Raw genomic sequence first — 14,432 nt, 5'->3', positions numbered from 1 at the left:
AATTACTTCAAGCAATGGTGCTCTAAAGATATTCATTTTTAGCGACCCTGTCTACAAACCTACAAAAAAGGCCACCTGCTATTAGCAGATGGCCCCTTCTGATATTAATATAGAAAATTCCTATTCGTAAACTTTCTCACTTTCGTACTTACTTCCGCCAACCAGTTTGTCGTATTCTTCACGAGAACCAACTACCAGCTTATCAAACATACGTTGACCGGTACCGGCTGGAATAAGGTGTCCGCAAATAACGTTCTCCTTAAGACCTTCCAAACGGTCAATCTTGCCCTGAATGGCAGCTTCATTAAGTACTTTGGTTGTTTCCTGGAAGGAAGCAGCCGACATAAAGCTCTTCGTCTGCAACGAAGCCCGGGTAATTCCCTGAAGCACCTGACTGGATGTTGCAGGAATGGCTTCCCTGGCTTGTACCAATTTCAGGTCACGACGCTTAAGCTGAGAGTTTTCATCCCTCAAACGACGGGCTGTAATAATCATACCTGGCTTCAGCGACTGTGAATTACCGGCGTCTTCAACCACCATTTTACCCCAAATCTCATCGTTCTCTTCCATGAATTCGATCTTGTCCACAATCTGCTTCTCAAGGAATCGGGTATCACCGGCATCGGCAATATCGACCTTACGCATCATCTGACGAACAATGATTTCAAAGTGCTTGTCGTTGATCTTCACACCCTGAAGACGGTAAACGTCCTGAACTTCATTAACGATATATTCCTGAACAGCAGTAGGCCCTTTAATAGCCAAAATATCGGCAGGGGTTGTGGCGCCATCAGACAATGGTATACCGGCCCTTACGTAATCATTCTCCTGCACAAGAATCTGTTTGGAAAGCGGAACCAGGTACTTCTTAACCTCTCCACTTTTCGAGGTAATAATCACCTCACGGTTACCCCGCTTAATCTTTCCGAAAGTCACCTCACCATCAATCTCCGAAACCACAGATGGATTAGATGGATTACGCGCTTCAAACAATTCAGTAATACGTGGCAGACCACCCGTGATATCACCTGAGCGACCCATCGCTCTAGGTATTTTCGCCAAAATCTGACCTTGCTTGATCTGGTCATTTTCATCCACTGAAATGTGTGCACCTACAGGCAAGTTATAAACCCGCAAAACCTCACCGCTTTCAGATACAATATGTGCACTCGGGTTCTTGGTTTTATCCCTGGTTTCAATGATCACTTTTTCACGGAAACCGGTTTGCTCATCCGATTCCTCTTTATAAGTTACTCCGTCAATCAGGTTATCAAATACAATCTTACCTTTCTTCTCACTAATGATCAAGGCGTTCCATGGATCCCATTCGCTAATCAGGTCACCCTTCTTAACTTCAGTACCATTCTTGATAAACAATTTGGCACCATAAGGAATGGGCTGAGTGGTAAGGGCAATATTGGTGTTCTTGTCCAAAATCCGCATTTCAGCCAAACGACCAATGACCACATCGACCTCAGTACCTTCTTCAGTGGTGGAAGGAACCGTACGAAGCTCATCAATTTCAACGATACCATCGTAACGCGCCAACAGACTGCTTTCGGTAGTTATGTTACCGGCCGTACCCCCTACGTGGAAGGTACGCAGTGTTAACTGTGTTCCCGGCTCACCAATCGACTGAGCAGCAATAACACCCACAGCTTCACCAATGTGAACCATTTTTCCGGTAGCCAGGTTACGTCCGTAACACTTGGCACAAACCCCCTTCTTAGATTCACAAGTCAGTACAGAACGAATTTCCACACGCTCAACAGGAGAAGTATCAATGGTCTTGGCAGCTTCTTCCGAAATTTCATCACCCGATTTCACAATCACATCGCCAGTGCTTGGATTATAAACATCGTGCACAGAAACACGTCCTAATATACGCTCATACAAAGATGCCACCACTTCTTCGTTGTTCTTAAGGGCAGTAGCCGTCAAACCTCTTAAGGTTCCGCAATCATCTTCGTTAATAATAACATCCTGAGACACATCCACCAGACGACGGGTCAGATAACCCGCATCGGCTGTCTTAAGGGCCGTATCAGCCAAACCTTTACGGGCACCGTGGGTAGAGATGAAATACTCCAGAACCGAAAGTCCCTCCTTAAAGTTAGATAAAATCGGGTTTTCAATAATTTGACCACCCTCAGCACCAGACTTTTGCGGTTTAGCCATCAAACCCCTCATACCGGACAACTGGCGAATCTGCTCTTTAGAACCCCTTGCACCAGAATCAAGCATCATATATACAGAGTTAAAACCCTGCTGATCTGTACTGATCTGCTCCATCAGGATATGCGTTAACCGGGCGTTGATGTGCGTCCATATATCAATAATGGCATTGTAGCGCTCATTATTTGTAATGAAACCCATGTTATAGTTGTTCAACACCTCTTCCACTTCATCATAACCCGACTGCACCAGTGCATCCTTTTCAGGTGGTATGATCACGTCTTCAAGGTTAAAGGACAAACCACCGATAAAGGCCAGTTCATACCCCAAACCTTTGATGTCGTCAAGAAACTTCGCTGTTTTGGGTGTACCACACACTTTGTGAATATCTCCAATGATATCCCGTAAAGCCTTTTTGGTTAACAATTCGTTGACATAACCAGCTTCCTGTGGCACTACCTCATTGAAAAGGATACGACCAACTGTGGTTTCAACAAAGGTCAACTCAGGGGTGCCTTCTTTATTCAGGTCATAGGTTTTCACCTTAACCTGGGCGTGCAATTCCACCTTCTTTTCATTGTAAGCAATCTTGGCTTCTTCAGGAGAATAGAAAACGAGTCCCTCACCCTTTGCACCCGGACGCATTTTGGTCATGTAATAAAGACCCAAAACCATATCCTGAGATGGCACGGTAATAGGAGCTCCATTGGCGGGGTTTAGAATGTTCTGAGAACCCAGCATCAACATCTGCGCCTCCAAAATGGCCGCATTACCTAAAGGCAAGTGAACCGCCATCTGGTCACCATCGAAGTCGGCGTTAAAAGCCGCACAAGCCAGAGGGTGCAACTGAATGGCCTTTCCCTCAATCATTTTTGGCTGAAAAGCCTGAATACCCAAACGGTGAAGTGTTGGGGCCCGGTTCAATAATACCGGGTGACCTTTCAATACATTTTCAAGAATATCCCATACAACCGGGTCTTTACGGTCCACAATTTTCTTGGCCGACTTAACCGTCTTCACGATACCACGCTCTATGAGCTTGCGTATGATGAAGGGCTTGTAAAGTTCTGCAGCCATGTCCTTAGGAATACCACATTCGTGCATGCCCAATTCCGGACCAACCACAATCACCGAACGGGCAGAGTAATCCACACGCTTACCCAAAAGGTTTTGTCTGAATCGTCCCTGCTTACCTTTCAAACTGTCTGAAAGCGATTTCAACGGACGGTTGGCATCGGTCTTAACGGCATTGGATTTCCGGGAGTTGTCGAACAAAGAATCGACCGACTCCTGCAACATCCGCTTCTCATTTCTAAGAATTACTTCCGGTGCTTTGATTTCGATCAAACGCTTCAAGCGATTGTTACGGATAATTACCCGACGGTATAAATCATTCAGGTCGGAAGTGGCAAAACGTCCACCATCCAATGGCACCAAAGGACGTAAGTCCGGAGGTGTTACAGGAACCACCTTCACAATCATCCATGCGGGACGATTTATACCCTTGGATTCTCTGAAGGATTCCACCACCTGAAGCCGCTTTAAGGCTTCATTCTTCCTTTGCTGAGAGGTCTCCGTATTGGCTTTATGCCTCAAATCGTAAGACAATTCATCCAAATCCAGACGCTCCAGAATCATGTACAAGGCCTCTGCACCCATCTTAGCGATGAATTTGTTGGGATCCTCGTCTTCCAATTGCTGGTTACCCTTGGGCAATGAATCTAAAATATCCAGGTATTCCTCTTCCGTCAGGAAGTCCATATTCTTAACCCCATCCTCAGCTTTAACACCAGGATTGATGACCACATATCTCTCGTAATAGATAATTGCATCCAGCTTTTTAGTGGGCAGGCCCAATAAATAGCCGATTTTATTAGGTAGGGAACGGAAATACCAGATATGAGCCACCGGCACCACAAGGGAAATGTGTCCCATGCGCTCGCGGCGAACTTTTTTCTCAGTTACTTCTACACCACAGCGGTCGCAAACAATACCTCTGTAGCGAATGCGCTTATATTTTCCACAATGGCACTCATAATCCTTCACGGGACCGAAAATTCTTTCACAAAAAAGGCCGTCGCGTTCTGGTTTATAAGTACGATAGTTAATCGTCTCTGGCTTTAAAACTTCACCACTGGAACGTTCCAGAATCTCTTCCGGTGAAGCCAGCCCAATAGAGATTTGGGTAAAATTACTCTTGACTTTCTGCTCTCTCCTGAATGCCATATATAGTAGAGTATTAAATAATTAAAACAAACACCGGTTATAACTTCTTCCGGTAGGACTAATCAAGATTCACGCTCAAACCAAGACCGCGCATCTCATGTAACAACACGTTAAGTGATTCAGGAATTCCAGGCATTGGCATAGGATCACCTTTTACGATGGCCTCATAAGCTTTAGCACGACCCAATACATCATCAGATTTAACCGTCAGGATTTCCTGCAGAATATTGGCGGCACCAAATGCTTCAAGCGCCCAAACCTCCATTTCACCAAAACGCTGACCACCAAACTGTGCTTTACCACCCAATGGCTGCTGCGTAATCAATGAATAAGGACCAATGGAACGTGCGTGCATCTTATCTTCAATCATGTGCCCCAGTTTCAACATATAAATCACACCCACGGTTGCAGGCTGATGAAAACGATCACCGGTACCACCATCATACAGATAAGACTTTCCTACTCTTGGAACGCCGGCTTCATCGGTGTACTTATTCAAGTCATCCTCTGAAGCTCCGTCAAAAATAGGTGTGGCAAACTTTACGCCCAGTACTTGTCCGGCCCATCCCAAAACAGTTTCATAAATCTGTCCCAGGTTCATACGGGAAGGTACACCCAAGGGGTTCAATACAATATCAACCGGTGTTCCATCTGCCAGGAAAGGCATGTCTTCCTGACGCACAATACGGGAAACAATACCCTTGTTACCGTGACGACCGGCCATTTTATCACCAACGGTGATCTTCCTTTTCTTAGCAATGTAAACCTTGGCCAACTGAACAATACCGGCAGGCAGTTCATCACCAATGGTCAGATTATATTTCTGGCGTTTCTCTTTAGCTTCAAGTTCTTTAAACTTAAGCCTGTAATTATGAATAACGCGTGAAATCAGTTCGTTTTTATCTTTATCAGTGGTCCACTTATTGGGATTGACATTCAGATAATCCACATCCTGAAGCACTTTCTGGGTGAACTTGGTGCCTTTGGATATCACATCAACACCCAGATAGTCTTTAACACCCTGACTGGTTTTGCCATTGATCAGCGAGAACAACTTATCCACCAGACGAGTGGTTAACTCCACCACCGAACGATTAAAATCTTCATCAATTTTAGCCAGAACGGGTTTCTCGGAAGAACGGGCCTTCCGGTCCTTCATCACGCGTGAGAACAATTTCTTTTCAATGACGACACCGGCTAAAGAGGGTGATGCTTTCAAGGAAGCATCCTTCACATCCCCGGCCTTTTCACCAAAAATAGCCCTTAATAATTTCTCTTCAGGAGTAGGATCACTTTCACCTTTAGGTGTAATCTTACCAATGAGAATATCACCCGGCTTAACATGGGCTCCAATCCGTATCAGACCGTTCTCGTCCAGATCCTTGGTGGCTTCTTCGCTCACATTAGGAATATCCGAAGTTAATTCCTCCAAACCACGCTTGGTATCGCGAACTTCCAAAGAATACTCATCAATGTGAACAGAAGTAAACACATCCTCACGCACCAAACGTTCATTCAATACAATCGCATCCTCGAAGTTATAACCCTTCCAGGGCATAAAGGCTACTTTAAGGTTCCTTCCCAGTGCCAATTCACCTTTTTGAGTGGCATAGCCCTCCGTCAGGATTTGCCCGGCAGAAACCCGCTGACCTTTATCTATGGTCGGCTTGAGATTGATACTGGTATTTTGGTTGGTCTTTAAGAATTTGGTCAGCTTGTAACGCTTGGTTTCTGATTCAAAGCTCACAAACTTCTCTTCTTCTGTGAGATCGTAGCGGATAACGATTTCGTCGGCATCCACATATTCCACAACACCTTCGCCTTCAGCGACAATCTGAGTACGTGAATCACGGGTCAAAGGACCTTCCAATCCGGTACCCACAATCGGCGATTCAGCGCGCAATAAAGGCACTGCCTGACGCATCATGTTAGATCCCATCAAAGCACGGTTGGCATCATCATGTTCCAAAAACGGAATCAGGGAAGCCGCCACCGAAGCAATCTGATTAGGTGCCACATCCATCAGGGTCACATCTTCCGGTTCAACCACAGGAAAGTCACCCTCCAAACGGGCTTTAACCCGGGGATTAACAAAGAAACCGTCCTCATCCAAAGGCGCGTTGGCCTGAGCAATTGTTTTAGCTTCCTCTTCCTCGGCACTTAAATATTCAACACCCACATTGGTCAAATCCACTTTTTTAGCGGTCACCTTTCGGTAGGGAGTTTCAATAAAACCAAGCGGGTTAATTTTGGCAAACACACATAAAGAAGAGATCAAACCGATGTTTGGTCCTTCCGGTGTTTCAATGGGACAAAGTCGTCCGTAATGGGTATAGTGAACATCTCGCACCTCAAATCCGGCACGTTCACGTGACAAACCGCCTGGTCCGAGTGCCGACATACGACGCTTGTGCGTCACTTCAGCCAAAGGATTGGTTTGATCCATGAACTGTGACAAGGCATTGGTACCGAAAAAGCTGTTAATAACCGACGAAAGGGTCTTGCTATTGATCAGATCTATAGGCGTAAACACCTCATTGTCGCGCACGTTCATTCGTTCCCGAATGGTACGGGCCATACGCGCCAGGCCGACTCCAAACTGATTGCCCAGCTGCTCGCCTACGGTGCGAACTCTTCGGTTACTTAAATGGTCAATATCATCCACATCTGTTTTTGAGTTAACCAACTCAATCAGATATTGAATGATGGCAATTATATCGTCCCTGGTCAACACTTTGGTATCCAGCTCCGTATTCAAATTCAATTTCTTATTGATACGGTAGCGACCAACATCACCAAGGTCATATCTTTTATCAGAAAAGAATAATTTATCGATCACATCACGCGCAGTAGCCTCATCTGGTGGCTCAGCATTCCGTAATTGGCGATAAATGTGTACAACAGCTTCTTTTTCAGAGTTACATGGATCCTTTTGAAGCGTATTGTAAATAATAGCAAAATCGTTGGCATTGGAAATCTCCTTATGCAAAAGAATATTCTTTGCACCTGAATCAACGATTTCATCAATATGTTCATTCTCAAGAATGGTCTCGCGATCAATGATCACCTCATTTCTCTCAATAGAAACCACCTCACCAGTGTCCTCATCAACGAAATCTTCGATCCATGATTTAAGAACACGAGCTGCCAGTCGGCGACCAACAACTTTTTTCAATGTAGCTTTTGAAACCTTAATTTCATCGGCCAAATTAAATATCTCAAGGATATTTTTATCACCCTCATAGCCAATAGCCCGCAACAAAGTAGTTACCGGAAGTTTCTTCTTACGGTCGATGTAGGCATACATGACATTGTTAATGTCTGTGGCAAACTCTATCCATGAACCTTTAAGAGGAATAATTCTGGCCGAATACAATTTTGTACCATTGGCATGAATACTCTGCCCAAAGAAAACACCAGGAGACCTGTGCAACTGCGAAACTACAACCCTTTCAGCCCCGTTGATAATAAAGCTGCCTTTATCGGTCATATAAGGAACAGTACCCAGGTAAACATCCTGAACAACCGTATCAAAGTCTTCATGTTCAGGATCGGTGCAATAAAGCTTTAATTTTGCCTTTAAAGGCACACTATAGGAAAGTCCCCGCTCAATACATTCCTGAATACTGTAACGTGGGGGATCCACGCCATAATCAAGAAACTCGAGAACAAAGTTATTTCGGGTATCGGTAATCGGGAAGTTCTCCAGAAAAACCTGATTTAACCCTTCAAATTTCCGCTCTTCAGGTGTGGAGCCCATCTGAAACAGATCACGGAACGATTTTAATTGAACCTCCAAAAAATCAGGATATGCTAACTGATTCTTGATGGTTGCAAAGTTGATTCTTTCGGCAGTAATTGGAGTCATCTATCAACTAATTAATTGAACTTAATAACATACAAGCATAAAAAGGTTTAGGATTCCGCAAAGCGGATTCCTAAACCACACCCCATTTACAGGGTTATTTGATTACTTAAGTTCAACTTCTGCTCCAGCTTCTTCTAATTGAGATTTTAGTGCTTCAGCTTCTTCTTTAGTCACTTTTTCTTTAATAGGAGCTGGTGCTTTGTCAACTAATTCTTTGGCTTCTTTCAGACCAACACCGGTCATCTCTTTTACAAGCTTAACGATGGCCAGTTTTGAACCACCGGCAGCTTTCAGGATAACATCAAACTCAGTCTGAACAGCAGCTTCTTCTGCAGCAGCAGGACCGGCAACAGCAACAGCGGCAGCTGCAGCAGGCTCGATACCATATTCTTCTTTTAAAACGTCAGCAAGTTCAGTTACCTCTTTTACAGTTAAATTAACCAATTCTTCTGCAAGCTTTTTAATATCTGCCATTTTTGTATGTGTTAAAAAATTTCTGTTAGTAATGTTTTAATTTCTCTCTTCCAAAGTTTTGAGGATTCCGTGAATGGTTGTTCCCCCGGATTGAAGGGCGGAGACAACATTTTTCATCGGAGACTGTAGCAGACCAATAACGTCGCCCAGTAATTCCTCTTTTGATTTGATGGAAACAAGGGCTTCCAACTGACTTTCTCCAATATAAACGGATTCTTCCACAAAGGCACCCTTAAATGCAGGTACTGTACCTTTTTTACGAAATTCTTTAATCAACTTCGCCGGTAAATTTCCCGTATTGGAGAACATCACTGCCGATGTTCCTTTTAAGGCTTCTTCAAGCCCTTCCATATTTCTCTCACTCTGCTCCATCGCTTTTTGAAAAAGGGTGTTTTTAACCACCATCAATTTCACATCCTTTTGAAAGCAGAGACGTCGTAGGTCACTGGTAGCTCCTGCATTTAAACCGGTCGTATCGGTCAAATAAATATGACTGTACGCCCCTATTGTAGATGTCAGGTTCTCAACTATTATCGCTTTTTCTGTCTTTTTCATGGTTCCAAATTTCGCTTTAGATTAAACATTAAACCTCAAGAGACTTGGGCTCAATCCGAATTCCGGGACTCATGGTACTCGACAAAAAGATGCTTTTAACGTAGGTTCCTTTGGCAGAAGACGGCTTTAATTTCATCACCATTCCTACAAACTCCTTCACGTTTTCAACAAGTTTATCGGGACTAAAAGATACCTTTCCAACAGTAGTGTGGATAATACCATATCGATCTACTTTGAAATCGATTTTACCGGCTTTAACCTCGGTAACGGCCTTTCCAATATCCATTGTTACAGTACCACTTTTGGGGTTAGGCATTAACCCGCGAGGTCCCAAAACACGTCCTAAAGCACCAACTTTTCCCATCACGCTGGGCATGGTTATAATCACATCCACATCGGTCCAACCTTCTTTGATTTTCGCAATGTAGTCGTCCAAACCAACGTAATCAGCACCGGCGCTCTTGGCTTCTTCTTCCTTGTCAGGTGTACAAAGCACCAAAACTCTGGTCTCTTTACCTGTACCGTTAGGAAGCGTCACAACACCACGTACCATTTGATTAGCTTTACGAGGATCAACACCTAACCGAATGTCGATATCCACAGAAGCATCGAATTTGGAAAAGGTAATTTCCTTCACCAAACTGGCAGCTTCAACAATAGGATAAGACTTGTCGATGTCAATCTTTTCGAAAGCTAACTTCTTATTCTTTGTTAGTTTTGTCATTTTTGCAAACAAGTTTTAATTGTTACCCGGAAATTCACCGTCTACGGTAATTCCCATACTTCTGGCGGTACCGGCAATCATCCTCATTGCAGAATCCAACGTAAAACAATTCAAATCAGCCATTTTATCCTCAGCAATGGTCTGTACCTGTTCCCAGGAAACAGAACCAATTTTCACCCGGTTAGGCTCAGCCGAACCGGACTTTACTTTGGTCGCATCTAAAAGCTGCACTGCTGCCGGAGGTGTTTTAATAACAAATTCAAAAGATTTGTCTTTATACACCGTAATAACGACTGGCAATACTTTTCCCGCTTTTTCTTGCGTTCTGGCATTGAATTGCTTACAGAATTCCATAATATTCACCCCTTTAGCACCCAATGCGGGTCCTACCGGAGGAGAAGGATTTGCTGCGCCACCTTTAATCTGAAGCTTAATAAAAGTTTCTACTTCTTTAGCCATTGTAGCAATTCATGTTGGTTATTAAAATTCAGATCAAGGAAAAAATGTCTTGTTTGTAGAGATAAACGACTGTTTATCCTGGAAGCCCCGCTACTAAACAATTCTATCTATTCCTTTTCAACCTGTAAAAAACTTAATTCTAATGGAGTCTTACGGCCAAAAATTTTGACCATAACTTTCAATTTTTTCTTCTCTTCATTGACCTCTTCTATAACGCCGGAAAATCCGTTAAAGGGACCATCTGTCACTTTAACAGTTTCACCAACAAAGAAAGGAATGCTTATTTCTTCAGCAGTTTCGGATAGTTCATCTACTTTTCCAAGAATCCGGTTCACCTCCGATATACGTAAAGGTGTGGGAATATCATTACGATCCGTCAGGAAACCAATAACATTGGGAATATTTCTAAGTATGTGCGGAACCTCTCCGACAAGCGCTGCTTCAATCAAAACATATCCGGGAAAAAAGTTCCGGTCTTTGCTGATCTTCTTTCCATTACGTATTTGATATACCTTTTCGGTGGGAATCAGTACTTGCGTTACGTAGTCCTGCATTTTAAGGCCGGCAATTTCGCTCTCGATGTACTCTTTTACTTTCTTTTCTTTACCACCGATGGCCCGAAGCACATACCATTTTCTATCTAATTCACTCATTATGTTATTGTTCTCCCAATATTAATACAATTTCTTGTAGAACCAATCCAACAGCGTATCAAAAGAAATATCCATGGCATAAACCACTGCTGCAATAATTAAGGATGCCACCATTACAACAATAGCGCTATTTTGCAATTCAGCCCAAGTCGGCCAGGATGTTTTATTGATCAACTCATTATGAACTTCCCGAAAATATGCTTGTATTTTTTTCATTCGTGTAATCGGTTAAACCGTATATATGTTCTGTTTTGGCACGGGAGGAGAGACTCGAACTCCCGACACCTGGTTTTGGAGACCAGTGCTCTACCAACTGAGCTACACCCGTGTAAAAGTTGAGAATGGTAAAAACCATCCTCAACTTAAGTATGAATGAATTTCTTATTCAAGAATTTCAGTAATCTGACCCGCACCTACTGTACGACCACCTTCACGAATAGCGAAGCGAAGTCCTACGTTTACAGCAACAGGATAGATCAAGTCAACTGTAATGGTAACGTTATCACCAGGCATTACCATCTCAGTTCCTTCCGGAAGGGTAATTTCACCTGTAACGTCCAATGTACGGATGTAAAACTGAGGACGATACTTGTTGTGGAAAGGCGTGTGACGACCACCTTCTTCTTTCTTCAACACGTAGATCTCAGCCTTAACTTTGGTGTGAGGTTTAATGGTTCCTGGCTTAGCCAATACCATACCACGCTTAATGTCGTTTTTGTCGATACCGCGCATCAACAAACCAACGTTATCACCAGCTTGACCTTCGTCAAGTATCTTGCGGAACATTTCAACTCCGGTACAAACTGTCTTTTTACCTTCGGCACCAAGACCAATGATCTGCATTTCTTCACCAGTTTTGATGATACCAGTTTCAATACGACCAGTGGCAACCGTACCACGTCCGGTAATGGAGAATACATCTTCAACAGGCATAATGAAAGGCTTCTCAACATCACGGGGAGGAAGAGGAATCCACTCATCAACAGCAGCCATCAGCTCCATCACTTTTTCTTCCCACTTCTCGTCACCTTCAAGTGCTCCCAGGGCAGAACCTTGGATAATAGGTGTGTTGTCACCATCAAAGTCATAAAAACTTAAAAGGTCACGAACTTCCATTTCAACCAGCTCAAGCAACTCCTCATCGTCAACCATATCCACTTTGTTAAGGAATACAACGATTTTAGGAACGTTTACCTGACGAGCCAAAAGAATGTGCTCACGTGTTTGAGGCATAGGACCATCAGTAGCAGCACAAACCAAAATTGCACCATCCATCTGAGCAGCACCAGTTACCATGTTCTTCACGTAATCCGCGTGACCTGGACAGTCAACGTGTGCATAGTGACGATTTTCAGTAGAGTACTCTACGTGTGCTGTGTTGATTGTAATACCACGCTCTTTCTCTTCAGGAGCGTTGTCGATAGAATCGAAACTCTTAATCTCGGACAAACCTTTTTTAGCCAAAACAGTTGTAATAGCAGCTGTCAAGGTTGTTTTACCATGGTCAACGTGACCAATAGTACCGATATTAACGTGGGGCTTCGTCCTTTGAAATGTTTCTTTAGCCATAATACGAAATTATTTAAGACAATTAGAACAATATTGAAACCGTAAAACTTAAACTAACCAGAGCCAATGATGGGAATTGAACCCATGACCTCTTCCTTACCAAGGAAGCGCTCTACCTCTGAGCTACATCGGCTTAAAAACTTGAGCGGGAAACGGGACTCAAACCCGCGACCCTTAGCTTGGAAGGCTAATGCTCTATCAACTGAGCTATTCCCGCATTTTTTTAGAGCCACAAAGTTAGTAATTTTAAAGTAGAAAATCTTTAAAACGGAGCATTAAAATATCAACTCTCCACTATATTTATGACCCAACCCCATCCTCACGCATCTAAACTTCAGAAAACAAAACCGCTAACCCTTAATTATTAGCAAGATAGACCTTCAGCCAATTCAGTTCAATAGGCTGATCACCTTTTGATAATCAGCCTATTGAATATCTTATTTTCTGATTTACACACTGAAAATGGTGTGCAAATGTATAATATTTTTCAAACAACACAAAATATTAAAATCTTTTTTGTGTTATTTGGCTTTAATCTTATCCTTACGTTTAACCAGTTGCTTGCGTAAAGCTTCACAGGCCATGTCAACCGCCTCTTCAAAAGTTTTGCTTTGCTTCTTGGCAAAAAGATTATTCCCTGGAATATCAAGGGTTACCTCCGCCATCTTATTATCTAATGTTTCGGACTTATCCAGTCGCAGAACAACCTCCGATGAAATGATTTCATCATAATACTGGTCCAGCTTGCCCACTTTCTGTTGAATGAATTGTTCCAGTTTCTCGGCTGCATCAAAGTGCACAGATTGAATTGTAATATTCATAATCTTTCCTCCTATGGTTTAAGCTCGTGGATGAGCTTGTTTATAAATAGCATTTAACTGTTCAAATGTATTGTGTGTGTATACCTGGGTGGCATTCAGGCTCGAATGCCCTAATAACTCCTTAATCGCGTTCAAATCAGCACCTCGGTTGAGCAAAATGGTGGCAAAAGTATGACGTAAAACATGCGGGCTTCGTTTCTTCATGGTACTGACCAGGCTGAGTGATGAATTAACGATGCGATAAACCAGCTTGTGATAGATGGGCTCTCCTTTGGACGTTAAAAACAGATAGGGAGAATCATCTGCCTCAAAAAAGGCTGACCGTGCCTCATTGTACGTATTAAACTGCGAAACAGATTCGTTGGTCAAGGGAATTAATCGTTCCTTATTTCTTTTTCCAAGGACTTTGATCAAACCACCTTTTAAATTCACATCATGCACGCGCAGTTGAACCAACTCCGAGAGACGCATCCCTGTACCATAAAACAACTCAAGAATCAACTTGTTGCGAACCCCTTCATAATTATTGCCATATTCGACCTGATCCAACAATTGTTCCATGGCAGATTCTTTAACAAATACCGGCAATCTTTTGGGAATCTTAGGCAGGTTAACGGCCTGAGCAGGGTTTTGATCAACCCACCCCTTAATCTGAAGATGTTTGTAAAAAGTCTTTAGAGCAGACACTTTTCGGTGGATGCTTCGGGCCGTCATTCCGGAATCGTTGAGGTCAACAATCCAACTGCGAATCAACTTTGGTTTAACCTCAACCAGCTGATTCAACTCAGAACTACCGAAAAAAGAAAAAAATTGCTTTAAGTCGTTCTCATAAGCAACCAAGGTATGCTTTGAGCAACGTTTTTCAAACTCCAAATATCGCGTAAAGCTTTCTATATGCTGCATGTACA

The 14,432-nt window shown here is 43.1% G+C and carries 11 protein-coding genes and 3 tRNA genes; all 14 read right to left on the bottom strand.

Going from position 1 to position 14,432, the window contains the following annotated elements; genetic code table 11:
- Positions 1 to 120: 120 nt before the first annotated feature.
- The gene (rpoC, locus tag JCM15548_RS07610) at positions 121 to 4,401 is read right to left on the bottom strand and encodes a DNA-directed RNA polymerase subunit beta' (protein ID WP_062124010.1); all 4,281 of its coding nucleotides are present in this window, start codon (positions 4,399 to 4,401) and stop codon (positions 121 to 123) included.
- 58 nt (positions 4,402 to 4,459) lie between these two features.
- Positions 4,460 to 8,269: a DNA-directed RNA polymerase subunit beta gene (gene rpoB, locus JCM15548_RS07605; RefSeq protein WP_062124008.1), complete on the bottom strand. Its 3,810-nt coding sequence runs from the start codon at positions 8,267 to 8,269 to the stop codon at positions 4,460 to 4,462.
- A 102-nt stretch (positions 8,270 to 8,371) separates the two neighbouring features.
- Positions 8,372 to 8,743: a 50S ribosomal protein L7/L12 gene (gene rplL, locus JCM15548_RS07600; RefSeq protein ID WP_062124006.1), complete on the bottom strand. Its 372-nt coding sequence runs from the start codon at positions 8,741 to 8,743 to the stop codon at positions 8,372 to 8,374.
- Positions 8,744 to 8,779: 36 nt separating this feature from the next.
- A complete protein-coding gene (gene rplJ / locus JCM15548_RS07595) occupies positions 8,780 to 9,298 on the bottom strand; it encodes a 50S ribosomal protein L10 (protein WP_062124004.1) in 519 nt (172 codons plus the stop codon).
- Between the two features lie 28 nt (positions 9,299 to 9,326).
- Positions 9,327 to 10,022, bottom strand: a complete 696-nt coding sequence (rplA, locus tag JCM15548_RS07590; RefSeq protein WP_062124002.1) for a 50S ribosomal protein L1 — start codon at positions 10,020 to 10,022, stop codon at positions 9,327 to 9,329.
- Positions 10,023 to 10,037: 15 nt separating this feature from the next.
- Positions 10,038 to 10,481, bottom strand: a complete 444-nt coding sequence (rplK, locus tag JCM15548_RS07585; protein ID WP_062123999.1) for a 50S ribosomal protein L11 — start codon at positions 10,479 to 10,481, stop codon at positions 10,038 to 10,040.
- A gap of 107 nt (positions 10,482 to 10,588) precedes the next feature.
- Positions 10,589 to 11,134, bottom strand: a complete 546-nt coding sequence (nusG, locus tag JCM15548_RS07580) for a transcription termination/antitermination protein NusG (RefSeq protein WP_062123997.1) — start codon at positions 11,132 to 11,134, stop codon at positions 10,589 to 10,591.
- A 21-nt stretch (positions 11,135 to 11,155) separates the two neighbouring features.
- On the bottom strand, positions 11,156 to 11,350 hold the full coding sequence (secE, locus tag JCM15548_RS07575; protein WP_062123995.1) for a preprotein translocase subunit SecE: 195 nt from the start codon (positions 11,348 to 11,350) through the stop codon (positions 11,156 to 11,158).
- Between the two features lie 36 nt (positions 11,351 to 11,386).
- Positions 11,387 to 11,462: transfer RNA gene (locus tag JCM15548_RS07570), tRNA-Trp, on the bottom strand.
- 53 nt (positions 11,463 to 11,515) lie between these two features.
- Positions 11,516 to 12,703: an elongation factor Tu gene (gene tuf, locus JCM15548_RS07565; protein WP_062123993.1), complete on the bottom strand. Its 1,188-nt coding sequence runs from the start codon at positions 12,701 to 12,703 to the stop codon at positions 11,516 to 11,518.
- Between the two features lie 61 nt (positions 12,704 to 12,764).
- Positions 12,765 to 12,836: transfer RNA gene (locus JCM15548_RS07560), tRNA-Thr, on the bottom strand.
- Positions 12,837 to 12,847: 11 nt separating this feature from the next.
- A tRNA-Gly gene (locus JCM15548_RS07555) sits at positions 12,848 to 12,920 on the bottom strand.
- Positions 12,921 to 13,224: 304 nt separating this feature from the next.
- Positions 13,225 to 13,524 (bottom strand): ribosome hibernation-promoting factor, HPF/YfiA family, encoded by a 300-nt coding sequence (hpf, locus tag JCM15548_RS07550; RefSeq protein ID WP_062123991.1) that lies wholly within the window; start codon positions 13,522 to 13,524, stop codon positions 13,225 to 13,227.
- An 18-nt stretch (positions 13,525 to 13,542) separates the two neighbouring features.
- Positions 13,543 to 14,427: a tyrosine-type recombinase/integrase gene (locus tag JCM15548_RS07545; protein WP_062123989.1), complete on the bottom strand. Its 885-nt coding sequence runs from the start codon at positions 14,425 to 14,427 to the stop codon at positions 13,543 to 13,545.
- Positions 14,428 to 14,432: the final 5 nt, after the last annotated feature.

This window comes from Geofilum rubicundum JCM 15548 (assembly GCF_000974365.1).
Taxonomy (GTDB): Bacteria; Bacteroidota; Bacteroidia; order Bacteroidales; family Marinilabiliaceae; genus Geofilum; species Geofilum rubicundum.
This window is presented reverse-complemented; position numbering and strand designations above follow the sequence as displayed.